Raw genomic sequence first — 24,550 nt, 5'->3', positions numbered from 1 at the left:
GACCTGTCCAATCACTGTGTCGAGGGGCCTAGGTCATGAGGGTTAATTCTCCCGACCAGCGGAAAGGATTAGCATCGGCGATAATCTCGGCCGCGCAACCAGCATCATTGCCGCCTTGCACGGCCAGAACAAAAAAATCTGGGAGGAATGCATGACGAAAACAAATTACTTCAGGCGCCGCAGCATTCTCGCTTTGACTGGCCTCATCGGCGCCTGCCTGACTGCGGCTGCAGGTCAGGCCGCCGAGCCCGACAAGGCCGAGATCGATGCCCTGAAAAAATCGCTATCCAAGTACGAAGACTACAAGGCCGCCATTCGCGACCTCTATCTGTCGACGGTCGGATGCGTTTATTACAGCGGCGAAAAAGTGGCTGGCGCTATGGATTACCCTAAGGGCGCGATGGGCATTCATTTCGTCAACGTCGCAAGCGTCAGCCCGACACCAGATCCGACGCGCCCCAATGTCCTTATCTATGAGCCAGTCGACGGCGGCTTGCGCCTAGTGGCCGTGGAATGGCTTGTTCCGCTGACGCCCGACACCAAGGAGCCGCCGAAACTCTTTGGACAGACGTTCCAGGGGCCGATGGAGGGGCATTATCCGCTTATTCCGACGGAGTTCTACCACTACGATCTTCACGCCTGGCTGTTCAAGGACAACCCGCTCGGAATGTTCAGTCCGACAAACCCTGACGTGAAATGCGACAATTACGCGTTTCCGATGCCGGAGCAGCCGACGAAGATGGTCCCGGGGCCGATGTGATGGCGACCTGAGCTACCGAGTCCGATCTAATCAGGAAGGACCGGCCACGTTGTCAGGAAGGACCGGCCTCGATTGTGATTATCCCAGGATGCTCCCGGGACACATCCCGCCGAGCTTCCAAGACGTCTCGGGTGGAAAATGGTGCCCCTAGCCGGGATCGAACCAGCACTCCTTGCGGAACTCGATTTTGAGTCGAGCGCGTCTACCAATTCCGCCATAGGGGCTCAGGCCGGGCGGCCTGGATGGGCGCGGACTATACGGTTGGAGGCCTGTTCGTCAACTGGCCAATTCCTGACATGCGGCCTTCGCTCAACTCCAGCCTTCCGATTTCGTGAAGCTACGGCCATTGTGCGGCGCGAAAAATCTTTCTAGACAGGCAGCGCATTGAAGCGCGTCGCGTCTCGAGAGATTCATGTGGCGCGCTTTTTGGTCTTTGTTTTTATGCATTGTTATCCCAAAACCGCTGCGCATTTTGGGCGACGTGCATTAGGAGTGCCGATGCTTCGCGGACTTTACGACTGGACCTTGTCGCTGGCGGCAAAGAAATCCGCCGAATGGTGGCTGGCCTTCATCGCTTTCGTCGAAAGCTCGGTGTTCCTGGTGCCGGCCGATGTGCTCTACCTGCCGATGGCGCTGTCGCGGCCGGATCGCGCCTATCGCTACGCGCTGGTCGCCACGCTGGCCTCCGTTCTGGGCGGCATCGCCGGCTGGTATATCGGCCACTATGCCTACGACACGGTGGCGCGGCCGATCCTCGAATTCTACGGCAAGTATGACGACTTCGAGTCGCTGCGCGTCTCGACGGGCACCGGCTTCATCATCCTGATGCTGATCACCTCCGGCCTTGCCCATCTGCCGCCGATCAAGGTGGTGACGATCCTGTCCGGCGTCATCGGAACGCCTTTGCTGCTGTTCATCGTGCTGGCCATCGTGGCGCGCGGCGCCCGTTTCCTGTTCCTGGCCTGGCTGCTGCGCCGCTATGGCGAACCGATCCGCGAGTTCATCGAAAAGCGCCTTGGCATGATCGCAGGCGCCGCCGCCGCTGCCCTGATTTCGCTCTATATCGTCGTCAAATACGCCTTCTAGTATGAGAAGCCCAGGCTAGAGCAAGGATGTTCAAATTGACCCATCCTTTGCTCTGACGGGAATGGACGGTAGATCGATGACAGCGACCGTGAATGCCGACACTCGACGCCAGCGTATGCGGACGGCTGTGTTTCTCGCCGTCGCCATGGCCGCCACCGTCGGCTCGGCGCTGGCCTTCCAGCACCTGGGCGGCTACATCCCGTGCAAGCTCTGCCTGGAGCAGCGCACCCCCTACTACATCGGCGTGCCGCTGATGCTGCTGGCGGTGCTGTCGTCGGCGCTGCGCTGGCCTACTTGGCTGACACGCGGCCTGCTGGCCGTCGGCGGCCTGCTGATGGCCTACGGCGTCTATCTCGGCGTCTATCATTCCGGCGTCGAATGGGCGTGGTGGCCGGGGCCGACCGATTGTGCGGCGGCGGCAGGACCGGTGGACACCGGCGGCAAGGGCGTGCTCGACGCGCTCGACCAATTCGTCCCGCCCTCCTGCGACAAGGCGGCTGTGCGCATCCTCGGCCTGTCGCTGGCCGGCTGGAACGCCATCGCCAGCTTTGTCCTGGCCGTGGTCGCCTTCCGTGGTGCGTTTGCGCGCGATTGAATCTAGCGCGGCGCGAGATCGTCCAAGAATTCGGCAGGCTGAGTCGTATGGAGTGATTGTCGAGAACCGAAGCGCAGCGGACATTTGGGTCCGTGAGCATCGGAAGCGCAGACAATCGCTTCAGACGGCCAGCCTCCCGAATTATCGGACGATCTCAAGGTTCGAGTTCGACATCCCAGTACAGATAATCCATCCAGCTTTCATGCAAATGGTTGGGCGGGAACAGGCGGCCATTGTTGTGCAGATCATGCACCGTCGGCTGATAGGGCTTCTGCAACGGCCACATCTTGGCGTGCGCCGGCATCATGCCGCCCTTCCTCAGATTGCACGGCGAGCAGGCGGCGACGACATTCTCCCACGTCGTCGCGCCGCCGCGATGGCGGGGAACGACATGGTCGAAGGTCAGATCCTCCGGCGTGCCACAATACTGGCACTGGAAACGGTCGCGCAGGAAGACATTGAAGCGGGTGAAGGCCGGATGCCGCGATGGCTTCACATAGGCCTTCAGGCTGACGACGCTCGGCAGCTTCATCGAGAAGGTCGGCGACGACACGGCGTGCTCGTATTCGGCGACGATGTTCACCCGCTCGAGGAACACCGCCTTGATGGCGTCCTGCCAAGACCAGAGCGACAGGGGGTAATAGCTGAGCGGACGGTAATCCGCGTTCAGCACAAGTGCTGGAAGCCCATCCGGAGATACGGCAACCGTCACGTCATTGACCTCCTTGGTTCAGCGCATGACCCCGAAAATCGGATCAGATTTTCAGAAAGGATCATGCGCAGCTTCAAAAGTCCTACAGAGTCATTGCGCATCCAACTGGATGCGCGGCGCTGCAACCTGTCGGCGCGGATACTGTAAGCCCGACATGACAGGGATGTGAAGCGGCTTGTCGATCAAACGCCACGCCAAAAGCGCCTGATTTCAATGCTTTTTTGCGAATTCAGGCCGGAGGCGCGGCGTCCCTGCCCTTCAATTCGCGATAATAGGCCCAGAAAAGCCGCGATGCGACACCTCGCCATGGACTCCATGATTCGGCGAGTTGGATCAGTGTTTTCTCGGGCGGACGCGGGTCGATGCCGAGCGCGTGGCCGACCGCGCTCTGCAGGGCAACGTCGTGTGCCGGGAAGACATCGGGGTGGCCGGCGGCGAACAAAAGATAGACTTCCGCCGTCCACGGGCCGATGCCCGACACCTTGGTCATCGCCATGATCGCCTCCGCGGCATCGAGCAAGCAGAGATGATCGAGGTCGAGGCCGTCGACCACCGCCTGGGCCACGGCGATCAGGCCGCGCTGCTTCGGCCGCGACAGTCCGGCCTCGCGAAACATGGCTTCGTCGGCCGCAAGGATCGCTTGCGGCGTCAGCGGATCCACCAGTTTCGTCAGCCGCCCGAAGATGGCGTCGGCGCTGGCGCGGGAAACCTGCTGCGAGACGATGATCGAGGCAAGGCTTCTGAACCCCGGCTCGGAAAGCCGAAGCGGCACCTCGCCGGCCATGCCGCGCACCTTTTCAAGACGCGGGTCGAGCAGGCAAAGCGCATCGAGCCCTCGCGAGATGTCGTCGAGCGTGGCGATACGTTGCATGTCTGCTTGTTCCCGGCGCAAAATGGCAGATGTAATCAGGCGCAAAGTAGCAACTGGCGAAAGCGCCGCACAACCCGATTGCCGCCGAACGATGACACTCCTGACATTCCGCTTCGCACCGAGCCCGAATGGCGAACTGCATCTCGGCCATGCCTATTCGGCGCTGCTCAATCAAAAATTGGCGTGGGCAACCGGCGGGCGCCTGTTGCTGCGCATCGAGGACATCGACACGACGCGCTGCACGCCGGAATTCGAGGCCGGCATTTTTCGCGATCTGAAATGGCTCGGGCTTGGCTGGGAAGAACCGGTGCGCCGTCAGTCGGATCATTTCGCGGACTATCAGGCGGTGCTCGACCGGCTGATCAGGGAAGAGCTCGTCTACTCGGCCTTCATGAGCCGTGGCGAAATCCGCGCCTTCATTGCCGCCAGCGAAAAGCGCGGGCGCGACTGGCCGCGCGACCCGGACGGCGTGCCGCTCTATCCCGCCGTCGACAAGGTAATGCCGATGAGGGAACGCCAGCGTCGGATTGCCGAAAATGCGCCTTTCGCCTGGCGGCTCGACGTCGATGCTGCGATGGCGCGCGTCGGGACGGACCTGTCATGGCTGGAATTTTCGGATGAGCGGCTTTCCGCAACACGCACGGTGCACGCTCGGCCGCAGGACTGGGGCGACGTGATCGTGGCGCGCCGTGAAATCCCGACCAGCTATCATCTCGCCGTCGTCGTCGACGACGCGCTGCAGGGCGTCAGCCATGTCGTGCGCGGCCAGGACCTCTATTCCGCCACCGGCGTGCAGCGCCTGCTCCAGGAGATCCTTGGCCTGCCGCAACCAAGCTACTTCCACCATCGTCTCGTCCTCGGCCCGGACGGACGAAAGCTGTCGAAGAGTCTTCGGGATACCGGCCTTGCCGCCTTGCGCGAGGCCGGCGCATCGCCGGCCGACGTCAGGCGGCTGATTGGGTTCTAGATCGGCGCATACGACCGCAAATATGAGCGCACCCTTCAATTCGGATGAGCCTATGGATCAACCGTTTGGTTTTGCTTGCTAGGTTGAACCGCATTACAGCAGTCGCGACACTCAACCCTCACCGATCACGCGGCAGCCTCCCGAAAATGCACAGCATCAAGCGGTTCATCCCCGCCTCCTTCGTCGTCCTGTGGGCGACCGGCTTCATCGGTGCGCGATACGCCATGCCGTGGGCGGAACCCTTCACCTTTCTCGCCGCCCGCTTCGTTCTGGCCGCCGTCCTCTTGGCCGCCTTGATGGCAGCACTCGGTTCCAGGCGGGCGACGCGTGCGGAAGCGCTCCACGCCACCGGCGCCGGCATCCTGATGCATGGCGTCTATCTCGGCGGCGTGTTCTGGGCCATCCACAGGGGCATGCCGGCCGGGCTTTCGGCCCTGATCGTCGGGCTGCAGCCGCTGATCACCGCGGTGATGGCCGGCCGATTTCTCGGCGAGGCCATCCTGCCGCGCCATTGGGCCGGTCTCGGCATCGGTCTGGTCGGTGTGGTCATCGTGCTCTGGCCGAAGCTCGGTGCGCTCGGCGGCGGCGTGACGGCCGAGACGCTGGCCGCCTCGCTTGTCTCGGTGCTCGGCATGAGCGCCGGCACGATCTGGCAGAAGCGCTTCGCCTCCGGCGGCGATCTCGTGGCGGCCACCAAATGGCAATATGTCGGCGGCGCATCGGTGATGGTCCTGGCCTCGCTCGCCTTCGAGTCGCGAACGGTTGTCGTCAACGGCGAGTTGATCTTCGCCATGGCATGGTTGGTGCTGGTGCTGTCGATCGGCGCCATCTTCCTGTTGATGGTGATGATCCGCGACGGCGAGATGTCGAAAGTCGCTTCGCTGTTCTATCTGGTCCCGGCCGTCACCGCGGTCATCGCCTGGGTATTGTTCGGCGAACAGTTGAACCTGGTCCAGATCGTCGGCATGGCGATCGCGACGCTCGGCGTCGGGCTGGCAACCGCTCAGCCGACCAAAGCATGATCCCGAACCGAAGGTCAGCGAAGCAAAAAGTGGGAACCGGTTTTCGGAAAAGATCATGCTCAACTAAGACTCAGCCGACTCTCGCGCGTGCCTCCAGATAGCGGCTGATCGCGGCATTGAGCTCACCGCCGAGGATGAAGATCGCCGACACGATGTAGAGGAAGACGACCGCGACCATGATCGAGGCAAGGCCGGCATAGGTCGTCACATACGACGAGAAACGCTCGAGATAGGCGGCGAAGATGGTCGACCCGATGAGCCAGGCAATCAGCGTGAAGATGATGCCCGGTATGATCGAGACGAAGCGGCGCTTGCCCGCAGGCAGCCAGTAATGCACCGCGAACAGCCCGCCGACGATGACGGCGGAGGCGATGATGTAACGCCACAGCGTGATCGTGCCCATATAGGGCTTTATCCATTCGAAATTGGCCTCGGCCAGCCGCCCCAGTAAGGGCGCGAAAACCACGAGCACGCTGATCACCAGAAAACCTGCCGTGGCGATCAAAACGAAGGCGATGCTCTGCACCCGTCGATAGATGATCCCGCGCGTTTCGGAAACGCGGTAGGCGCGGTTGAGCGAGGTGCGCAGCGCCTCGATACCGTTCGAGGCGAAGAAGGCGGCAAGCAGCACGCCATAGGTCAACAGGTCGCTGCGCTGCACGGTGAGCACGTTGAGCACTTCGCGCGCGATCGGCTTGGCGATCTGCTCGGGCCAGGTGTCGAATACGAGATGCACGGCGGTGTCGGCAAAAGCCTGTGCGCCGAGGAAGCTGGCCAGTGTCGTGGCGAAAATCAGAAAGGGGAAAAGCGCCATCAGCGCCGTGATCGCCAGATGACTGGCCATCGCCCAGCCATCGTCCGCATCGAAATGGCCGAACGCGTCATAAAGCACGCGTTTGAGGGCTACGATCTTCCGCAACAAGAACCGCGTTCCCTTCGATTGTCTCGACGCCGCGAATATGGGAAGGGATTGCTGCAAATGGCAAGCCTAGGTCAAACCACGCTTCCTCCCGGAGAAGAGTTGCGCACCATCATCGTCACCGGTGCTTCTTCCGGGATAGGCGCCTATTGCGCGCGAGCGCTGAAGGCGGAAGGCTGGCAGGTCTTCGCGACGGCGCGCAAGCCAGAGGACATCGCTGCCCTCGAGGCCGATGGCATCGAGGCTTTCTATCTGGACTACCGCGAACCTGGATCCATCGAGACGCTGGTGGCGTCGGTGCTGGAACGGACGGACGGACGGCTCGATGCCCTGTTCAACAATGGCGCCTACGCCCAGCCCGGCGCCGTCGAGGACCTGCCGGTCGCAGCACTCAGGGAGCAATTCGAGGCGAATGTCTTCGGCTGGCATGACCTCACCCGCCGTGTCGTGCCGGTGATGCGCCGCCAGGGCCATGGCCGTCTCGTCCATTGCTCCTCGATCCTCGGCCTGGCGCCGCTGCCCTTTCGCGGCGCCTATTCGGCGTCCAAGCACGCGATCGAAGGGCTGATGCTGTGCATGCATCAGGAACTCCAGGGCAGCGGCATCCATGTCTCGCTGATCGAGCCGGGGCCGGTAACATCGAAGATCGCCAGCAACGGCCTTGGGTGGTTTCTCAGGAATATCGACCGTGAGAATTCCGTCCACCGTCTTGCCTACGAGGCGCAACTGCAAAGGCTGCAGGCCGGCGGCAGCACGTCACGGCTGAAGCCTGGGCCGGAGGTGGTTCATGCGGCCTTGCGCCATGCGCTTCTGTCGCGGCGCCCGCGTCCGCATTATGTGGTAACGGTGCCGGCCAGGATCGGCGTTATCCTCAAACGCGTCCTGCCGGCATCAATGCTCTACCGCCTGCTTGCCAAACGCGCCTGAACGCAATCGACTGGAAAACACACTATGGCAACCGTCTTCAACATCCTCGCTGTCCTCGTCATGGTCGCCGTGGTGATCGTGCTGATCCGCGGCCTCATCAACATGATGCGCGGCGGCTCCGCCATGACCTCCAACAAGCTGATGCAGACCCGCGTGCTGCTGCAGTTCGTGGCATTGGTGCTGATCATGCTGGCGGTGTATTTCACCCGCAAGTGACGAGGGCAGCGATTTCGGGAGGCAGAGCGTGGTCAAGCTCAACAAGATCTACACCCGCACCGGCGATGACGGCACCACCGGCCTTGGCACCGGTGAACGGCGGCTGAAATCCGATCTGCGCATTGACGCCTATGGCACGATCGACGAAGCCAATGCCTGCATCGGCATGGCCCGCATTCACACCGCGGCAGCACATCCGGGGATCGACGCGATGCTCGGCCGCATCCAGAACGACCTTTTCGACCTCGGCGCCGATCTGGCCGTGCCGGATGACGGCAAGCCGCTCGGCTATGAGCCGCTGCGCATCACCGCTGCGCAGACCGACCGTGTCGAAAAGGACATCGACCTGCTCAACAAGGACCTGCAGCCGCTCAAATCCTTCGTGCTGAACGGCGGCACGGCGGCGGCGGCGGCCCTTCATCTTGCCCGCACGGTGGCACGGCGGGCCGAGCGCATCATGGTGGCTTTGACGCAGGACCCAAGCGAGCATGTCAACCGCGAGGCGATAAGATACATCAACCGCGTGTCGGACTTTCTGTTCGTCGCCGCACGCGCGGTCAATGACAATGGAAACGCCGACGTGCTATGGGTTCCCGGCAAGAACCGCTGAATCTGCCGAGGCGGGAGGGGGTCCGATGTTCATCCCGCTTTATGACACCAACCGGCTGCGCCACATCAAGCAGCAATATGTGACGATCGGCCTGATCGCGTTCAACACGCTGATCTACTTCGCCACCGCGCTTGGCGGCGAGCAGTTCACCAACGCTGCTGTGCTGGGCCTGGGCTTCATCCCGTCCGTCGTCCACGACAGCGTCGAACTGGCTCCGCAGTTTGTCGTGATCCCGGAGAGCTTGAGCTACGTCACCTATTCCTTCCTGCATGCCGATATTTTTCACCTCGGCGGCAACATGCTGTTCCTCTGGGTGTTCGGCGACAATGTCGAGGACGCGCTCGGTCATGTACGCTTTCTCATCTTCTACCTGCTGTGCGCCATCGCCGGCGCCTTCTTCCAAGGCCTGATCGCGTGGGACTCGCAGGTTCCGCTGATTGGTGCCTCGGGCGCCATCGCCGGCGTGGTCGCCGCCTATCTGATCCTCTACCCCAGGGTGAAGGTATGGGTGCTGGCCTTCGCCCGCATCCCGCTGCGGATCCCGGCCTTCATCCCGCTCATCCTGTGGATCCTGTTCCAGATCGTGATGTTCGCCGCCGGTGGCGAGGATCAGATTTCCTGGGCCTGCCATGTCGGCGGCATCATCGCCGGGGCCGTGCTGGTGCTCATTTTGCGCAATCGCGCCGTACCACTGCTTGCCGGTGCTGAGGAAGAGGCAGTGGTGGTCGCCGGCCAGGTGCCTGTTGCCGCAGAGCCGGCGTCAAGCGACCCGCAACCGGCGCAGGCGGCGCCGCGCTGGGGACGGGGAAGCGCGTCCAGTCCGGACTGAACCGATTTGAGTGCGTCACGGATAATTTGGGCGCGCCTCGGATATTGACGTGCGGGGTCGCCGCAACTACGGAAGCTTTCCCACAATGCATGTCGCGCAAAAGTGTGCAGCGGTTTTGCGATAACGACATGCATAAAACAACAACCTAAAGCGCGTCGCGCGAGGCCGGTCAAACGCGACGCGCTTTAGGCGGTCGGAGACTAGAATTCCGTCCGGAATGTCGGCTTTCGACAACTCTGAAGAGGCGCACACTGCTATAGCGCCCCCGACTATCTTGAAAGAGGTGGCTATCGTGAAAGAGGTGACAGGCAAATGAAGATCCTTGTGCCCGTGAAGCGGGTTGTGGATGCGAATGTGAAGGTTCGTGTGAAAGCTGACGGTTCGGCGGTGGAACTCGCCAACGTCAAGATGGCGATGAACCCGTTCGACGAGATCGCGGTCGAAGAGGCGATCCGGCTGAAGGAGGCTGGCAAGGCGGAAGAGATCATCGTTGTCTCGATCGGGCCGCAGCAGGCGCAGGAGACCTTGCGCACCGCCCTCGCCATGGGCGCCGACCGCGCCATCCTGGTCAAGACCGACGAGCAGACGGAGCCGCTGGGCGTCGCCAAGGTGCTGAAGGGCGTGGTCGAGGCGGAAAAGCCCGGTCTCGTCATTCTCGGCAAGCAGGCGATCGACGACGATTCGAACCAGACCGGCCAGATGCTGGCCGCACTTCTCGGCTGGGCGCAAGGCACTTTCGCTTCCAAGGTCGTTATCGATGGCGACAACGCCAAGGTGACGCGCGAGGTTGACGGCGGCCTGCAGACGGTGGAGCTGAAGATGCCGGCGATTGTCACCGCGGATCTTCGCCTCAACCAGCCGCGCTATGCCTCGCTGCCCAACATCATGAAAGCCAAGAAGAAGCCGCTCGACGAGAAGAGCCCGGCCGACTACGGCGCCGACGTCAAGCCGCGGCTGAAGGTGATCAAGACCGAGGAGCCGGGCGGCCGCAAGGCGGGCGTCAAGGTCAAGAGCGTCGCCGAATTGATCGACAAGCTCAAGAACGAAGCCGGCGTGCTGTAAGGCTGGGAAGGGACAAAAAATGACAATTCTTCTGATTGCCGAACACGACAATGCGACGCTTTCCGACCAGACCGCCAAGGCGCTTTCGGCGGCACTGCAGATCGGCTCGGACGTGAATGTGCTGGTCGCCGGCAAGGGCGCAAACGGCGCTGCCGATGCTGCCGCCAAGCTCAAGGGCGTGAGCAAGGTGCTGCTCGCCGAAGCCGACGAACTCACCGAGCGCCTCGCCGAGCCGCTGGCCGCACTCGTCGTCGGCATAGCCGGTGCCTATGACACGATCATCGCGCCGGCGACCTCGTCGGGCAAGAATGTCGCGCCGCGCGTGGCAGCCCTGCTCGATGTCGCGCAGGTATCGGAGATCATCGAAGTTGTATCGCCCGACACCTTCAAGCGGCCGATCTATGCCGGCAACGCCATCCAGACGGTGCAGTCGAGCGACGCCAAGAAGGTCATCACCGTGCGCACCGCCTCCTTCCAGGCCGCACCCGAGGGCGGTTCCGCCCCGGTCGAGACGGTTCAGGCGGCGGCCAATCCCGGCCTGTCGAGCTTCGTCGAGAACAAGCTTTCCGAGACCGATCGTCCGGAGCTGACTTCGGCCAAGATCATCATCTCGGGCGGCCGCGCGCTGGGCTCCTCGGAAAAGTTCCAGGAAGTCATCCTGCCGATCGCCGACAAGCTCGGTGCGGCCGTCGGCGCCTCGCGTGCCGCAGTCGATGCCGGCTATGCACCGAACGACTGGCAGGTCGGCCAGACCGGCAAGGTGGTGGCACCCGATCTCTACATCGCCGTCGGCATCTCCGGCGCCATCCAGCATCTTGCCGGCATGAAGGATTCGAAGGTCATCGTCGCCATCAACAAGGACGAGGAAGCGCCGATTTTCCAGGTCGCCGACTACGGCCTCGTCGGCGATCTCTTCGTCATTCTGCCGGAACTGCAAAAGGCGCTTTGACGCCTTCTGCCAAAGCGTATTAAATTGTGAAGGGCGGGGTAGACGAAGTCGCCCCGCCCTTTTAGTTTGCACCGCACAAAAAGCAGGCCGCAAAGGCCTTTTGACGGGATCGGTGTAATGAACAAGATCGAGACGATCGGCATCATCGGCGCGGGCCAGATGGGCGGCGGCATCGCCCATGTGTCCGCGCTTGCGGGGTACAAGGTGCTGGTCTACGACATCTCACCCGACCGCATCGAAAAGGGCATCGCCACGATCAGCGGCAACATGGCCCGCCAGGTCGGCTCCGGCAAACTCGAGGAAAAGCTGCGCAACGAAGCGATGGCGCGCATTTCGGCAGCGCCCACCATGGCCGACCTTGCGGCTGCCGATCTGGTGATCGAAGCGGCGACCGAGGACGAGACGGTCAAGCGCAAGATCTACGCCCAGCTCTGCCCGCAGCTCAATCCGGAAGCCATCCTGGCGACGAACACCTCGTCGATTTCGATCACCCGTCTCGCCGCGCAGACCGACAGGCCGGAGCGTTTCATCGGCATTCATTTCATGAATCCGGTTCCACTGATGAAGCTGGTCGAACTGGTGCGCGGTATCGCCACCGAGGACCAGACCTTTGAAGCGGCAAAGGCTTATGTGAACCATCTCGACAAGACGATCACCGTCTCGGAGGATTTTCCGGCCTTCATCGTCAACCGCATCCTGCTGCCGATGATCAACGAGGCGATCTACACGCTCTATGAAGGGGTCGGCTCGGTCGACGCGATCGACACCGCCATGAGGCTCGGCGCCAACCATCCGATGGGACCGCTGCAGCTTGCCGATTTCATCGGCCTCGACACCTGCCTGTCGATCATGCAGGTGCTGCATGACGGCCTGTCGGATTCGAAATACCGCCCCTGCCCGCTGCTGGTGAAATATGTCGAGGCCGGCTGGCTCGGCCGCAAGACCGGACGCGGCTTCTACGACTATCGCGGCGAGCATCCCGTTCCGACGCGCTGACCGGCGATACGAGCTCAGGGACATCGCGCGCGGTCGTTGAGAGGCTATTACTACCGTAAGCTACTCGCTTACGCGTCGCCTTGCGGAATATCCTGAGGGAATCAGACATCAGTGTCGAACGAGATAGGTTTCCATCGTGCCGACGCCTCTCAGTTCCACCGTGCAGCGCGGTTCTAACTCCCAAGAGGCGTGTAGAGCGCGTCTGGTTGCCTCCGAGATTTGCATGCGGTCGGCTACGCCCTGGGACTCGAGCCGGCTTGCGATGTTCACGGTTTCGCCCCAGACATCATAGACGAACCGATGTCGGCCGATCAGACCGGCGATCACCGGTCCGGTGTGTACGCCGATTCGGACGCGAAAACTATCGCTGCCCGACGCGAAGAGCCTCAACGAGTCCAGCATGGATTTTCCCAGCGCCACGGTCCTGTCGGCGTGATCGGCCGCCGGGTCCGGAAGACCACAAGCGGCCATATACGCGTCTCCGATTGTCTTGATCTTCTCCACGGAATGCTTCTCCGCCAGCGCATCGAACATGCTGAACATCCGGTCGAGGCGCTTGATAAGGTCGGATGCCGGCAATTTCGCTGCGATAGGCGAGAATCCGACAATATCGGCAAAAAGGATGGTCACTTCCTCGAACCGGTCCGCAATGATCTCCTCGCCCCCTTGCAGCCGCGCAACGATTTGACCGGGCAGGACGGCATGTAGAAGCGAGTCGGCCCGCCGCTTTTCCGCCTCGATCCGCTGAAGATACTGGTGCTCGCGGTCGCGCCAACGCTTCTTCTCCAGACTGGAGTTGATCCGGGCGCGCAGCAGGACCGGATTGAACGGTTTAAGCAAGTAGTCGTCGGCTCCCGCCTCGATGCAGCGGACCACGGCGTCGACTTCGTTCAGCCCCGATATCACAATGACCGGGATGTGCCGCCACCGGCGCTCAGCTTTCAATCGCGAGAGCACCTCGATGCCGTTCATGTCCGGCATCAGTATGTCCAACAGAACAAGGTCGAATTCATATTCCGCAAGGCGAGTCAGCGCGGACAGGCCTGACTCGGCAGTGACTACCTGATGACCGTCGTGCAGCAAGCGGCGCGAGAGAAGATCGCGGTTACTGCTGATGTCGTCGACGACAAGTATTCTACCGTTGCGTCCTGAGAATGCATCGCGCTCCGTCTTGCCCAGCGCCCTTTCGAGCCCTGCTGCATCGATTTCTGCCTGATCCGTCGTCCACAGCCCTTCGTTGTCGCTGGCGCGCGATAGGCCGGCAATTGCATCGACATGCGCCAACAGCTCGGCCGCAGCCGCGAGCATCACCCTGACATCTTCGTCCAATGCGTGTTCGTGCAATTCTTCGGCTTCTTCAAGGATCATTTCGGAGTAGCCGATAATCGCGTTGAGTGGTGTTCGCAAATCGTGGCGCAGTTTCGCCTCGATCTCGCGCCCTGCATGGTCCGGATAGTCGGCTTTGCCATGGATCAAGCTGTCGATGAGGCTGTTCAATTGCTGGGCAGCGGCGCCGACCCTCTCAAGATCTGGAGTGATGTGCACCAGACTGTGGTTCTGCACCTGTTCTAGCAGCAGTTCCTGAAATCCCGAGATTGCCCGTGCTGGTCCAGCAAGCGTCTGCGCCAGATGGGCGGCTATTGCGTGGCGTTGGAACTCGTTGGCAGTCATGTCTCCAATCCGCCGACTCGGCGGCTCACGGATTTGCGGCAAGCAATTGTTCGATTTTCTGGACAAGCCTCGGCAGGTCCACCGGCTTGCTGTCGTAGTCATCGCAGCCGGCCTCAAGCGCCAATTCCCGATCGCTGGTCATAGCATGCGCAGAAAGCGCGATTATAGGGATCCCCGAGGTGGCCGGATCAGCCTTGATCCGCCGTGTCGCCTCCCATCCGTCCATCACGGGCAGGCTCATATCCATAAGGATCAGATCCGGTCTTTCCGAAATGGTTAGTTCCACGCCGGATTGTCCGTTTTCCGCAATAAGCACTTCGAACCCACGCCGCGACAACCGCCGCGAGAGCATGTCGCGATTCATTTCGTTGTCTTCCACCAGAAGGATTCTCGTCATCTTCGGCCTCTTCTAACGATGGGTCAACGAACTGAGATGCCGGGCCAACCTACTCGGCCGCGGAAATCTGGCGTTCGAGCGCCTTGACGAATTGAGACCTGCTGTTCGCGCCCTTGGTCACAACGGCAACCGCCCTATCGCGGAGCCATTCGAGCTCGTTCATCGACAGATCTTTCGAGGTAACTACGACCACCGGAATGTTCTGCAGTTCGGGCGTCTGCTGCATTTCACTCAATGTCTGAAACCCGTCCATTTCGGGCATCAGCAGATCAAGCACCACCAGGCGCGGCAACAGCCGTTTCATCAGGCCAAGGCCGCGCACGCCGTCGCTTGCCTCGTGAACCCGCCAATCCTTCTTGATCAGGATACGCCGAAGGAAATCGCGGGAGGCTTGGTCGTCATCAATTACAAGCACATCGCGGTTGCCACCGCCGCAAGCCTCAATTGTTTGAATCAGCTTCTCGGTGTCGATCGGCTTCGTCAGGTATTCAACCGCCCCGAGTGAGAGGCCGAGTTCGCGATCTGCAAGTATAGTCGCAAGGATCACAGGAATCTCGCAAAGCTCCCTATCGTTCTTCAGAGATCGCAGCACTGACCAGCCGTCCTGATGCGGCATGATGATGTCGAGAATGATCGCCGCGGGGCGATGCGCTCGAGCAGCGGCTATTCCTTCTTCGCCGCTTGCTGCTTCGAACGATGCCAGTCCCGCCTCCGCCAAAGCGCTGGCGATGACGGTTCGGGCGGCTGGTTCATCATCTATGATCAGAACCGCCTTGTCTCGTGGCGGCAACGGCACAGCTTCGGAGGGGTGTTGCTCGCTAGATTCTTTTTTGAACTCGGCTGGAATCTCCATTGTGAAGGTCGAGCCTTTTCCGAGTTCGCTCTCGACCTTTACAACGCCGCCGATCATTCGGCTAAAACTCCGGGTTATACTGAGGCCAAGCCCCGTTCCGCCATAGTTGCGAGTGGTGGATGCGTCCGCCTGCGTAAAAGCGTCGAAGAGCCGTTCCTGCTGCTCCGACGTCATCCCAATCCCGGTGTCGGACACTTTGAATATCAGCCAATCGCCGTTTGGTCGCCTGTCGCGACGCACCGCGAGTGCTACTCGACCCCCTTCGGTAAACTTGGCGGCGTTGCTGAGCAGGTTAAAAAGGTTCTGACGCAACTTCGTCTGGTCCGAATGCATTTTCCCGAGGTCGTCCTCGAGGTCCAGTACGAAACCGTTTCGGTTTTTCGCCATCAAAGGCGCGACTGTGGCCCGGACGTCGCGCATCAAATCGGCGACGTCGAACGTTTCTAAGAAAATTTCCATCTTGTTCGCCTCGATCTTCGACAAGTCGAGGATGTCGTTGATGAGCGCCAGGAGATGGCGACCAGCCGCGGCGATCTTCTCCAGTTCCGGAACGAATTCCACCATGTGCTGGTCGCTCGCATCTTCGATCAGCATCTCGCTGTAGCCAATAATCGCGTTCAGCGGCGTACGCAGTTCGTGGCTGACGGATGCGACGAAGCGGCTCTTGGCTTCATTCGTCGATTCAGCACGGCTCTTGGCGCGCTCGAGTTCGTCTTGTCTCTGTTTCAATTCCGTGATGTCGGTGTAAACGGCGACCGCGCCGCCGTCAGGCGTTTTTCGCCTGCTTACGCGAACCCATCTGTCGCCGAAGCGATCCTCACCGACGAAGCCCGCCGGGTCCTTGTGGATGTGTAACCGCTGGGCAATCCACTCCTCCGGCGACGCGCCCGCAAGGTCGACTTGCCCGCCCGCCAGGCGTTGCTCCAAGATTTCTTGGAAGCTTTGCCCAGGAAGAGAAGCTCGCGCATGGTCAGGGAAGAATTCGCAAAATTTGCTGTTGGCCAGGATGACCCTGTCCTGCGGATCGAATAGGACAAATCCGTCAGAAATTGCCTCAAGCGCCGCTGCGATCGTCCGTCTTTGCTGCTCCGCCTCGTCTTCCAGTCGTTTCTTTTCAATCGCGCCCGCGCGAAAAAGTCGAAGCGTCCGCGACATTGCGCCGAGTTCGTCGCCTCCCTCAATCGGTATTTCAATATCGTAGCGTCCTTGCGTCAGTTCGCCGATGACCCGGTTCAGCCGCCGTAACGGGCCAATGATCGAGCGAAGAACAAGGATCGTAAGAAGCGACCCAATCAACAGCACGACGACCACCAGAATGGCAGCGGTAGTCGCGGTTTTCTGGGCTAGCCTTACAGCCTCGTTACGAGCAGCTTCTGCCTCGGCGCTCACTTGCTCGACAAGTTTGTTAAGGGCGGCATCGACATTCGTGCTGTGGGTTCGCGCCTCGGCCAGGAGAGCGTTTCCAATGATGCGGTTATCCTGAGTATAGCTGTCCGCCGCCTCTAGTGCCCTTTTGACGTAGTCATCGATCTCGACACGGATTTCCCTCACTGCATCGGGGGATGATTTCGAAAGGCCGTCCAGTTGGTCCAGCAGTCGCTCACGCGCCTGCTCGGCATTCCGCTGGGAGTTCATTAGCAAGCTGACCGACAAATCGGTGAGCCAGTATCGCAATTCGCCAAAGGTCACGTGTGCCGCAGCCGCAGTCGCCGCGAGATCGAACAATGCCTTTGTGTCTGCGGTGCGGTCGGCACTGCGATAAAGCGCCTGCGTGAGAAGGATGGAAGATACGATGAGACTGATGAGGCCGGCCGCTGTCAGTGCAGCTACGCGGGCCGCGATCGGCAGACTGGCAAGGCGACGTCCCAGGGATTTCGACGGCGCCGGTAGGGCTTCCACCTCGTGGGGTGTCTGTTCCAGGACGCTCATTTGAACAAGACGATGCTGATTGCGCCCCCCAGATCGCCGGCTTTTCCGCCCTCCTTGGGATATCCAGTTATGTCGATCTCGCCCTTCGGCTCGCCGTGGCAGGAAAGGCACGACTCCGTATAGTATTCGGGCAGGAGCATTCGAAATGCCGGGCGTCCCTCCACCTCGGTCACATCCGTGTAGGCTTCGCCTTTTGCTCTCTTCGGATCTGAAAAGACGCTTACGATGATGCTGGCTTCCCAGGCGTCCGGAAGAGATTTGCGGTTGCGCACGAGTTGCTCGGGCGCAGTCACGCGTACCAGAGCCTCGTTGCCAACCTTGGCGGCGAATTTCTCATTCAACAGACGCGCGAAAACGGCCGGCACGAAGCCCTTGAACCCGATCCCAGCGCGGTTGATGTCATCTTGCTGCTCTTCCACCACCTCCCGCATAGCCCCAATCTGGGCCTCAAGCAGACGCCGGTCGCGATTGGTCAATTCGCCGGAAAACGGGTCCTGGCCGGTGTTTTTTGAGTAAACGGCGATGGCCTCGCTCGCAAACCGCTCGCTGTCGAGGTGCTTGTCGCCAAGTGCGGGATCGTTGATTAGTGTCTGATAGTTGGAGACAACGCTTCGCCCAGCGCGAAGCAATTCCGCAAGGCGGATTCCCATCGCGACATCTTCAGAATCTCCCGCTCCCATGGCAGCCGGCGCGAGGAACGCGCAACCGACAAGAGCAACGCCAATGCTTCTCCGCGTCAAGGTTGACAGGGCGAACATCTCCATCCCGTCGAAAGAAGCCAAAGAAAAAGTATAGCACAACGCAGGCCGATAGCGTAGCGACAAACGCCCATGTGCAAACGGTGAGAGAAGGAACGAAGCATCCGCCGCCCGCTCCGAAGCGGCCCTGGCCCGCAAACCCGTTTTTTGCCGAACGTCTCTTGACCACCCTGGGTGGAGCACCGAGAGGTTAGCGGTGGATTTGTCAAGCTTGCCGTTAAAATATAGCTTGCTAAAGCTAGAAAATTAGCTTTGAAATATCTGTTCGTTGTGTTCGAGCGCGACCTCACGCACCGTAAACTTAGCATAGCAATTGTTTGTAGAAGAAGATGATGGTTCTGGCCTTATGTTGTCGGCCGGCACAACTTATGCATGTCATCTTGATCGCTTGATGAACCATCATCGCTGAAAGGAAACAGAACTAGGTTACGAAAAACAATCAGTTTTTAACCCTCGCCGGCGCGGTTGCAGTCGCTGCCGCCGCGAGGCGCCCAGCCGGACGAGACCGATAAGTTCGGAATTGATGCGACGTAACCGGTCCTTCTCGCGGTGAATACCGCCAGTGCCGTTCCGTGCCGTGTGTTCGAGCAGATGATTAAGGAATGACTTCGATGTGGACAAGTTTTCATAATGGCACCATTGGCTATATTCGCGGATGGTTCCGCCTTCGCGCCGAGCGAAAAGCTATGTGGATGATAACGGACGGGTTGAGCCGGTCACCGGATGACATTCTTAACGACATTGGTATCTCACGCGACGAAATCACGTGCGCTTTGTCAAAGCGTCCCAATCCGAGTTCCGGGTCGGGGCGGAATGCGGCCGGCCCATGATTTGTCCAGCCCACAGTATCTGCCATGTCGCATGCCAAGGTCTCATTGGCCCCCGCGGCGGCGAGTCGAACTGATCCCGAGTGATCACGGCGCTGGCCGATCGTTACCTGCTCGCAGATCGAGATTCAGTGGCTCGTCCCTCCACGACTGCGCAACAATGACAGCATTCACCCCCTGTGCGGACGTTGAAGCGCGATGTCAGGAAGGTCATTATCGGGTCAAGGGCGTGAATTCGGCACGGGCGAACGAACTTCCGCAACGGGTCGAACTAGGTCGTTCAGAAATGAATGAGTTTTGACCTTAGAACATCACGGTCTCCCATCGCGGGCCGTAGCTACCAGCGCACGAGAAGCCGCCCGCCGAGCGCGCCGAGCGCCGCGAGGATGGCAATCGCGATCGTGTACCAGGTGGCGACGAAAAGCGGCGAGTCGTCGAAGCAGTGTGCGGCATAGAAAGTTGCCGCCAGCCCGCCGGCGAGCAGGCCCGCCACCGTTCCGGCAAGCACCGGCCGCGTCGGCGCGCCATAGCGCAGCACCGCTAGGAAGATAGCGAGCGGACCGATGCCGATCAGCGGGATGAATGTCAGGCAGATCACCAGATTGCTGCCGATCAGACGCGTGCCCCAGTCGGCTTCAGGCACGGAAAGGAGTTCCAGCACCATCGCAACGATCACCAGCAGCGGTGCGGCAATCATCCAGGCCGCCGCCCTGCTCGTCGATGCACCGGGTGTCGACAGGACGCGGATCAAGGCGAAGGCGCTGACGGCCAGAGGAGTCGTGAAGACGAACTTGGCGAGGAAGCGCATCGTATGCATGGCGGTCGCGATGTCGGTGCGTGGGCCGATCGCCAGCCAGAAAACCACCGCCGCGATCGCCGTAGCCGCACCGGCGGCCACCCACCAGGCCGAGCCAAGCGGCATCGCCCTGCTGTGGGCATCGGCGTCGAGCGCCCTTATGAGATCGTCGGTCTTCATGTCATTCCCGCTTGAACTGTCTGGCCCCGAACCGTTTGGCAATGGTTGCGAGCCCACGATGCAGCGACACGCGCACCGCCGTTTCGCTGATGCCGAACTTCGCTGCCGTCTCGCCGATGGAACGGCCTTCGACCGATACCGACGAGACCACGGAACGCTGCGACGGCGGCAGGCCGTCCAATGCCCGATTGATGTCGCGCTCGCTGACCGTCTCAACCTCCGGCTCGGCGAAGGTCTCGGCGATCTCGTCGATTTCGATCTCGATGCGCCGCCCGCGCCGCCGAAAGGCATCGATCAACTTGAAGCGCGCAATGGCGTAGACCCAGGGCAGCACGGCCAGATCCTGCCGCCAGGTATGCCGCTTCACATGAATGGCCAGCAAGGTTTCCTGCACGACGTCCTCGGGATCGACCCCGCCCTGAACGATCTTGCGCCTGATAAAGCCGCGAACGAGAGCAGCCGTCCGGCGCAGAAAGTCGGCGTAAGCCTTTTCATCTCCCGCGATCGCGGCCCGCATCAGCCGGGAAAGCTCGGCCTCGTCGTTGCCGGTCACAAGAGTTCACTCCCCGATATTCGCGCCTCGGCGCTGATTTGTTACGTGGCCGGCGAATAATGTCCAAGCCAAAATATGGGAATATCACGAAGGTTTCACCTCCAGCGCCCGATTGCGCCGTTCATCAATGTTGACTACACCGATCAGGAATTGATAGGTGCAGTCTTGCTAAATCAAAGACCATTGAGATCGAGAGGGATAACGTCCATGAAATATGCTCTTTCCGCCCTTGCCGGTGCCGCGGCACTTGCAATCAGCCTGATCGTCGGCCCGGCAATGGCTCAGGACGGCGGCATCGTCGTCTACAATGCCCAGCATGAAAGCCTGACCGACGCTTGGGTTGAAGGTTTCACCAAGGAAACCGGCATCAAGGTCACCGTTCGCCACGGCGGTGACAGCGATTTCTCCAACCAGATCGTCGCCGAAGGCGCCGCGTCGCCGGCCGACGTGTTCCTGACGGAAAACTCCCCCGCCATGGTGCTGGTCGAATCCGCCGGCCTGTTAGCGCCGGTCGATGCCGAGACGCTGGCCCAGGTTCCGCAGGAGTACCAGCCGTCCAGCGGAAAATGGGTGGGCATCGCCGCGCGCAGCACCGTCTTTGTTTACAACAAAACCAAGCTGACCGCGGAGCAGCTGCCCAAGTCGCTGCTTGATCTCGCCGATCCGAGTTGGAAGGGACGCTGGGCCGCTTCGCCGTCCGGCGCCGATTTCCAGGCGATCGTCAGCGCGGTTTTGCAGCTCAAGGGTCAGGCCGCAACGGCCGGCTGGCTGAAGGCGATGAAAGAGAACTTCACCGCCTACAAAGGCAACAGCACGGTGATGAAGGCGGTCAATGCCGGCGAGGTCGAAGGCGGAGTGATTTATCACTATTACTACTACGGCGACCAGGCCAAGACCGGTGAGAACAGCAAGAACATCGGGCTTCACTATTTCAAGAACCAGGATCCGGGCGCGTTCGTCTCGGTTTCCGGTGGTGGCGTGCTGGCCTCCAGCAAGCACCCGAAGGAAGCCCAGGCCTTCCTGAAATGGGTGACCGGCAAGGGTGGTCAGGACGTGCTGAAGACCGGCAATTCCTTCGAATACGCGGTCGGCAAGGACGCGGATTCCAATCCGGCGCTGGTGCCGCTGGCCGAACTGCAGGCGCCGAAGGTCGACGCGACGACGCTGAACTCCAAGAAGGTGACGGATTTGATGACGGCAGCCGGCTTGCTTTAGTCGGCGTTCGTCCTAAAAGGGCAACCGACTGCGCTCCTGCGGGAATTCGCTTCCGCAGGAGCGCTCTGTTTTTCGAGGTGGCATTTCGTCCATGACGACAAGCTGCGTTTCTGGCCGCGTTTGCGGCCCTTCGACCGCTTCCGCCATCGGGCGGCAGCGGCACGGCGCCTGAGCTGATGCAGTCTGCGGCCGACCTTGCACGCTCGGTCCTGCCGATCGGCATGGTTGCTGGGCAATGGACGCGCCGGCCGCCGATATCCTGGATTTCGCTTGCCGCCATCCTGATCTCACTTTTCTCCCTGCTGCCGCTCGCCTTCATCATCTGGATTGCCGTGCAGACCGGCTGGGAGACCGTATCGGCACTGGTCTTCCGGCCGCGCGTCGGCGAGCTGCTGGTCAACACCCTGCTTTTGGTGATGCTCGCGGTACCGATCTGTATCGTGCTCTCGGTGGCGCTGGCCTGGCTGACCGAACGCAGCGATCTACCCGGTTCCCGCCTGTGGGCCTGGCTGTCGGTGGCGCCGCTCGCCATCCCCGCCTTCGTCCACAGCTATGCCTGGATCACCCTGGTGCCGGGACTGCATGGCCTGTGGGCCGGCGTTCTGGTTTCCGTCGTCGCCTATTTCCCGTTCCTCTATCTGCCGGTGGCGGCAGCTTTGCGCCGGCTCGATCCTGCTCTCGAAGATGCCGCGGCAGCTGTCGGCCTCGGGCCGTGGCGCGTGTTCCGGCGGGTGGTGCTGCCGCAGCTCAGGCTCGCCATCTGCGGTGGCTCTCTACTGGTTGGCCTGCATCTCCTGGCCGAATACGGTCTTTACGTGTTCATCCGCTTCGACACCTTCACCACGGCGATCGTCGACCAGTTCCAGTCGACCTTCAATGGCCCCGCCGCCAACATGCTGGCTGCGGTGCTGGTGACATGCTGTTTCGTGCTGCTCGGGATCGAAGTGCTCGTGCGCGGCGAGGAGCGTTATGCCCGCGTCGGCTCGGGCGCCGCGCGCCAGCAGCAACGCACAAGGCTCGGCCGCGCCACGCTCCCGTGCCTGCTGCTGCCGGTTATCACCACTCTGCTGGCGCTGGGCGTGCCGTTCGTCACCATCGGCCGCTGGCTCGTGGCCGGCGGTGCCGATGTCTGGCGCCTCGATGAGATCGGCCTTGCGCTCGGCCAGACCCTGTTCCTGGCGCTCGCCGGCGCCCTGCTCGCCACCATCGCCGCCCTGCCGATGGCCTGGATCTCAATCCGCGCGCCGGGACCGCTGCAGCGTCTTCTGGAGGCTTGCAACTACATCGTCGGATCGTTGCCCGGCGTCGTCGTAGCGCTGGCGCTGGTCACCATCACCGTGCGCATCGCTCTGCCGTTCTACCAGACCCTGTTCACAATCCTCGTTGCCTATGCGCTGATGTTCCTGCCGCGCGCCCTGATCAGCCTGCGGGCGTCGATCGCGCAGGCGCCGGTCGAGCTCGAACTCGCCGCCGCCAGTCTCGGCCGGTCACCGCTCAAGGCGCTGTGGTCGACGACGATCCGCCTGTCGGCGCCGGGTGCCGCGGCAGGCATGGCGCTGGTGGCGCTGGGCATCATGAACGAATTGACCGCAACGCAGATGCTGGCGCCCAACGGCACCCGCACGCTGGCGATGGCGTTCTGGGCGCACAGCGGCGAGATCGACTATGCGTCCGCCGCACCTTACGCCCTCATTATGGTGACGATCTCGCTGCCGCTGACCTGGCTGCTTTATGTCCAGTCTAAGCGGATGGCCGGACGATGAGCTTCCTCGAACTCACCGATGTGCACAAGCACTACGGCCCGGTGGCCGCACTGGCCGGTGTCGATCTCAGCGTGGCCAGCGGCAGCCGCACCGCGATCGTCGGGCCGTCCGGCTGCGGCAAGACGACCTTGCTGCGGCTGATCGCCGGCTTTGAGGCGCCGGACCAGGGCCGCATCGTGCTTGACGGCGAGGTGCTGGCCAATGGCGGCGCCGCCGTGCCCGCCTATCGGCGCGGCATCGGCGTGGTGTCGCAGGACGGCGCCCTGTTCCCGCATCTGAGCATCGCCGCCAATATCGGCTTCGGCATGCGGCATCACGAGGACAAGCGCACCGAGCGCATCGTCGAGCTCGCCTATATCGTCGGGCTCGACAAGGCGATCCTGAAACGGCGGCCGCACGAGCTCTCCGGCGGCCAGCAGCAGCGTGTGGCGCTGGCCCGCGCCATGGCCATGAAGCCGCGACTGATGCTGCTCGACGAGCCGTTCTCGGCGCTTGACACCGGGCTGCGCGCCTCGATGCGCAAGGCGGTGGCCGAACTTCTGGAGACCGCCGGTATCACCACGATCCTGGTCACGCACGACCAGGCCGAGGCGCTGTCCTTTGCCAGCCAGGTCGCGGTGATGCGCGATGGAAAATTCTCGCAAATCGGCACGCCGCACGAACTCTATCTCAAACCGAAGGACAGGATGGTCGCCGAATTCCTCGGCGATGCCATCATCCTGCCGGCCAAGATCGCGGACGGCTTCGCCAACTCGCCGCTCGGCCGCATCGCCGTCGACAGCACCGAGCGGCGCGATATCGTCCGCATCATGCTGCGGCCGGAACAGGTGCTGTTGAAACGGACATCGCGCGAAGGCATGTCGGGCACGCCGGACATGCTGTTCGGCGAAGTGACGGAGTCCGAATTCGCCGGTTCGATGTGCACCATCGCGGTGCGGCTCTTGAACAGTCCCGATCCGCCGGACGCAGCCGCGATCGGCAACACGCCATTGATCCTGCGCAAGCCGGGCATGGACACACCGGGGGTTGGCGAGATCGTCCGGCTGACGGTGTCGGGCAAGGCGCATGTGTTTGCCTGAACGGCCTT

General features: G+C 61.6%; 24 protein-coding genes and 1 tRNA gene. 15 read left to right on the top strand and 10 right to left on the bottom strand.

Annotated elements, in window-relative coordinates; translation table 11 throughout:
• Positions 1-151: 151 nt before the first annotated feature.
• A complete protein-coding gene (locus tag A9K68_RS07535; RefSeq protein WP_065008545.1) occupies positions 152-760 on the top strand; it encodes a hypothetical protein in 609 nt (202 codons plus the stop codon).
• 139 nt (positions 761-899) lie between these two features.
• Here the strand turns inward: A9K68_RS07535 and A9K68_RS07530 are convergent.
• A tRNA-Leu gene (locus A9K68_RS07530) sits at positions 900-984 on the bottom strand.
• 274 nt (positions 985-1,258) lie between these two features.
• Between A9K68_RS07530 and A9K68_RS07525 the strand changes: the two genes are divergently transcribed.
• Together A9K68_RS07525 and A9K68_RS07520 are read left to right on the top strand one after the other, a co-directional pair.
• Positions 1,259-1,846, top strand: coding sequence for a YqaA family protein (locus tag A9K68_RS07525; protein ID WP_065008472.1), 588 nt, complete (start codon positions 1,259-1,261; stop codon positions 1,844-1,846).
• A gap of 76 nt (positions 1,847-1,922) precedes the next feature.
• The gene (locus A9K68_RS07520) at positions 1,923-2,441 is read left to right on the top strand and encodes a disulfide bond formation protein B (RefSeq protein ID WP_065008473.1); all 519 of its coding nucleotides are present in this window, start codon (positions 1,923-1,925) and stop codon (positions 2,439-2,441) included.
• 154 nt (positions 2,442-2,595) lie between these two features.
• Here A9K68_RS07520 and A9K68_RS07515 read toward each other — a convergent pair whose 3' ends face one another.
• Both A9K68_RS07515 and A9K68_RS07510 read right to left on the bottom strand, forming a co-directional pair.
• Entirely contained in the window at positions 2,596-3,153 is a 558-nt protein-coding gene (locus A9K68_RS07515) for an HNH endonuclease (RefSeq protein ID WP_029348574.1), read from the bottom strand.
• Positions 3,154-3,382: 229 nt separating this feature from the next.
• Positions 3,383-4,024 carry a DNA-3-methyladenine glycosylase gene (locus A9K68_RS07510; protein WP_065008474.1) on the bottom strand — a complete coding sequence of 214 codons (642 nt, stop codon included), beginning with the start codon at positions 4,022-4,024 and terminating at the stop codon, positions 3,383-3,385.
• A 91-nt stretch (positions 4,025-4,115) separates the two neighbouring features.
• On the opposite strand from A9K68_RS07510, the gene gluQRS reads away from it, so the two are divergent.
• Both gluQRS and A9K68_RS07500 read left to right on the top strand, forming a co-directional pair.
• Positions 4,116-4,991 carry a tRNA glutamyl-Q(34) synthetase GluQRS gene (gene gluQRS / locus A9K68_RS07505; RefSeq protein ID WP_065008475.1) on the top strand — a complete coding sequence of 292 codons (876 nt, stop codon included), beginning with the start codon at positions 4,116-4,118 and terminating at the stop codon, positions 4,989-4,991.
• A gap of 146 nt (positions 4,992-5,137) precedes the next feature.
• Complete coding sequence (locus A9K68_RS07500) at positions 5,138-6,013, top strand: DMT family transporter (protein ID WP_065008476.1); 876 nt, start codon at positions 5,138-5,140, stop codon at positions 6,011-6,013.
• Positions 6,014-6,083: 70 nt separating this feature from the next.
• Here A9K68_RS07500 and A9K68_RS07495 read toward each other — a convergent pair whose 3' ends face one another.
• Complete coding sequence (locus A9K68_RS07495; protein ID WP_065008477.1) at positions 6,084-6,935, bottom strand: YihY/virulence factor BrkB family protein; 852 nt, start codon at positions 6,933-6,935, stop codon at positions 6,084-6,086.
• Between the two features lie 57 nt (positions 6,936-6,992).
• Between A9K68_RS07495 and A9K68_RS07490 the strand changes: the two genes are divergently transcribed.
• The 7 genes from A9K68_RS07490 (at position 6,993) to A9K68_RS07460 (ending at position 12,521) form a co-directional block, all read left to right on the top strand.
• Positions 6,993-7,859, top strand: coding sequence for an SDR family oxidoreductase (locus A9K68_RS07490; RefSeq protein ID WP_082982390.1), 867 nt, complete (start codon positions 6,993-6,995; stop codon positions 7,857-7,859).
• Between the two features lie 24 nt (positions 7,860-7,883).
• The gene (locus tag A9K68_RS07485; protein ID WP_029348580.1) at positions 7,884-8,075 is read left to right on the top strand and encodes a twin transmembrane helix small protein; all 192 of its coding nucleotides are present in this window, start codon (positions 7,884-7,886) and stop codon (positions 8,073-8,075) included.
• A 28-nt stretch (positions 8,076-8,103) separates the two neighbouring features.
• A complete protein-coding gene (locus tag A9K68_RS07480; RefSeq protein ID WP_065008478.1) occupies positions 8,104-8,685 on the top strand; it encodes a cob(I)yrinic acid a,c-diamide adenosyltransferase in 582 nt (193 codons plus the stop codon).
• A 25-nt stretch (positions 8,686-8,710) separates the two neighbouring features.
• Complete coding sequence (locus A9K68_RS07475) at positions 8,711-9,514, top strand: rhomboid family intramembrane serine protease (RefSeq protein WP_065008479.1); 804 nt, start codon at positions 8,711-8,713, stop codon at positions 9,512-9,514.
• Between the two features lie 312 nt (positions 9,515-9,826).
• On the top strand, positions 9,827-10,576 hold the full coding sequence (locus A9K68_RS07470) for an electron transfer flavoprotein subunit beta/FixA family protein (protein ID WP_065008480.1): 750 nt from the start codon (positions 9,827-9,829) through the stop codon (positions 10,574-10,576).
• Positions 10,577-10,595: 19 nt separating this feature from the next.
• On the top strand, positions 10,596-11,525 hold the full coding sequence (locus A9K68_RS07465) for an electron transfer flavoprotein subunit alpha/FixB family protein (RefSeq protein ID WP_065008481.1): 930 nt from the start codon (positions 10,596-10,598) through the stop codon (positions 11,523-11,525).
• A gap of 117 nt (positions 11,526-11,642) precedes the next feature.
• A complete protein-coding gene (locus A9K68_RS07460; RefSeq protein ID WP_065008482.1) occupies positions 11,643-12,521 on the top strand; it encodes a 3-hydroxybutyryl-CoA dehydrogenase in 879 nt (292 codons plus the stop codon).
• Positions 12,522-12,629: 108 nt separating this feature from the next.
• On the opposite strand, the gene A9K68_RS07455 is transcribed toward A9K68_RS07460, so the two are convergent.
• The 6 genes from A9K68_RS07455 to A9K68_RS07430 form a co-directional block, all read right to left on the bottom strand.
• Entirely contained in the window at positions 12,630-14,192 is a 1,563-nt protein-coding gene (locus tag A9K68_RS07455) for an adenylate/guanylate cyclase domain-containing protein (RefSeq protein ID WP_065008483.1), read from the bottom strand.
• A 25-nt stretch (positions 14,193-14,217) separates the two neighbouring features.
• A complete protein-coding gene (locus tag A9K68_RS07450) occupies positions 14,218-14,589 on the bottom strand; it encodes a response regulator (RefSeq protein WP_031255744.1) in 372 nt (123 codons plus the stop codon).
• Positions 14,590-14,638: 49 nt separating this feature from the next.
• Entirely contained in the window at positions 14,639-17,371 is a 2,733-nt protein-coding gene (locus A9K68_RS07445) for a response regulator (RefSeq protein WP_065008484.1), read from the bottom strand.
• Positions 17,368-18,129 (bottom strand): DUF3365 domain-containing protein, encoded by a 762-nt coding sequence (locus A9K68_RS07440; protein WP_065008547.1) that lies wholly within the window; start codon positions 18,127-18,129, stop codon positions 17,368-17,370. Before A9K68_RS07440 ends, A9K68_RS07445 begins: the two co-directional genes overlap by 4 nt.
• A gap of 1,164 nt (positions 18,130-19,293) precedes the next feature.
• Positions 19,294-19,932: an NrsF family protein gene (locus A9K68_RS07435; protein WP_065008485.1), complete on the bottom strand. Its 639-nt coding sequence runs from the start codon at positions 19,930-19,932 to the stop codon at positions 19,294-19,296.
• A 1-nt stretch (position 19,933) separates the two neighbouring features.
• Positions 19,934-20,485, bottom strand: a complete 552-nt coding sequence (locus A9K68_RS07430) for a sigma-70 family RNA polymerase sigma factor (protein ID WP_065008486.1) — start codon at positions 20,483-20,485, stop codon at positions 19,934-19,936.
• Positions 20,486-20,692: 207 nt separating this feature from the next.
• On the opposite strand from A9K68_RS07430, the gene A9K68_RS07425 reads away from it, so the two are divergent.
• The 3 genes from A9K68_RS07425 to A9K68_RS07415 all read left to right on the top strand — a co-directional run bounded on the left by A9K68_RS07425 (position 20,693) and on the right by A9K68_RS07415 (position 24,542).
• The gene (locus tag A9K68_RS07425; RefSeq protein WP_065008487.1) at positions 20,693-21,700 is read left to right on the top strand and encodes an iron ABC transporter substrate-binding protein; all 1,008 of its coding nucleotides are present in this window, start codon (positions 20,693-20,695) and stop codon (positions 21,698-21,700) included.
• 176 nt (positions 21,701-21,876) lie between these two features.
• Complete coding sequence (locus A9K68_RS07420; protein WP_065008488.1) at positions 21,877-23,463, top strand: iron ABC transporter permease; 1,587 nt, start codon at positions 21,877-21,879, stop codon at positions 23,461-23,463.
• Positions 23,460-24,542, top strand: coding sequence for an ABC transporter ATP-binding protein (locus A9K68_RS07415; protein ID WP_065008489.1), 1,083 nt, complete (start codon positions 23,460-23,462; stop codon positions 24,540-24,542). Before A9K68_RS07420 ends, A9K68_RS07415 begins: the two co-directional genes overlap by 4 nt.
• Positions 24,543-24,550: the final 8 nt, after the last annotated feature.

The organism is Mesorhizobium sp. AA22 (assembly GCF_001672375.2).
Taxonomy (GTDB): Bacteria; Pseudomonadota; Alphaproteobacteria; order Rhizobiales; family Rhizobiaceae; genus Mesorhizobium; species Mesorhizobium wenxiniae.
Note: the sequence above shows the minus strand (reverse complement) of the source record. Positions and strands in the feature narration are given on the sequence as shown.

Bases quoted from the DNA above. Each gene is read 5' to 3' on its own strand.
- A9K68_RS07535 (WP_065008545.1), top strand. From the start codon at position 152: ATGACGAAAACAAATTACTTCAGGCGCCGCAGCATTCTCGCTTTGACT.
- A9K68_RS07525 (WP_065008472.1), top strand. From the start codon at position 1,259: ATGCTTCGCGGACTTTACGACTGGACCTTGTCGCTGGCGGCAAAGAAA.
- A9K68_RS07520 (WP_065008473.1), top strand. From the start codon at position 1,923: ATGACAGCGACCGTGAATGCCGACACTCGACGCCAGCGTATGCGGACG.
- A9K68_RS07510 (WP_065008474.1), bottom strand. From the start codon at position 4,024: ATGCAACGTATCGCCACGCTCGACGACATCTCGCGAGGGCTCGATGCG.
- gluQRS (WP_065008475.1), top strand. From the start codon at position 4,116: ATGACACTCCTGACATTCCGCTTCGCACCGAGCCCGAATGGCGAACTG.
- A9K68_RS07500 (WP_065008476.1), top strand. From the start codon at position 5,138: ATGCACAGCATCAAGCGGTTCATCCCCGCCTCCTTCGTCGTCCTGTGG.
- A9K68_RS07490 (WP_082982390.1), top strand. From the start codon at position 6,993: ATGGCAAGCCTAGGTCAAACCACGCTTCCTCCCGGAGAAGAGTTGCGC.
- A9K68_RS07485 (WP_029348580.1), top strand. From the start codon at position 7,884: ATGGCAACCGTCTTCAACATCCTCGCTGTCCTCGTCATGGTCGCCGTG.
- A9K68_RS07475 (WP_065008479.1), top strand. From the start codon at position 8,711: ATGTTCATCCCGCTTTATGACACCAACCGGCTGCGCCACATCAAGCAG.
- A9K68_RS07470 (WP_065008480.1), top strand. From the start codon at position 9,827: ATGAAGATCCTTGTGCCCGTGAAGCGGGTTGTGGATGCGAATGTGAAG.
- A9K68_RS07465 (WP_065008481.1), top strand. From the start codon at position 10,596: ATGACAATTCTTCTGATTGCCGAACACGACAATGCGACGCTTTCCGAC.
- A9K68_RS07460 (WP_065008482.1), top strand. From the start codon at position 11,643: ATGAACAAGATCGAGACGATCGGCATCATCGGCGCGGGCCAGATGGGC.
- A9K68_RS07455 (WP_065008483.1), bottom strand. From the start codon at position 14,192: ATGACTGCCAACGAGTTCCAACGCCACGCAATAGCCGCCCATCTGGCG.
- A9K68_RS07450 (WP_031255744.1), bottom strand. From the start codon at position 14,589: ATGACGAGAATCCTTCTGGTGGAAGACAACGAAATGAATCGCGACATG.
- A9K68_RS07445 (WP_065008484.1), bottom strand. From the start codon at position 17,371: ATGAGCGTCCTGGAACAGACACCCCACGAGGTGGAAGCCCTACCGGCG.
- A9K68_RS07440 (WP_065008547.1), bottom strand. From the start codon at position 18,129: ATGTTCGCCCTGTCAACCTTGACGCGGAGAAGCATTGGCGTTGCTCTT.
- A9K68_RS07435 (WP_065008485.1), bottom strand. From the start codon at position 19,932: ATGAAGACCGACGATCTCATAAGGGCGCTCGACGCCGATGCCCACAGC.
- A9K68_RS07425 (WP_065008487.1), top strand. From the start codon at position 20,693: ATGAAATATGCTCTTTCCGCCCTTGCCGGTGCCGCGGCACTTGCAATC.
- A9K68_RS07420 (WP_065008488.1), top strand. From the start codon at position 21,877: ATGCAGTCTGCGGCCGACCTTGCACGCTCGGTCCTGCCGATCGGCATG.
- A9K68_RS07415 (WP_065008489.1), top strand. From the start codon at position 23,460: ATGAGCTTCCTCGAACTCACCGATGTGCACAAGCACTACGGCCCGGTG.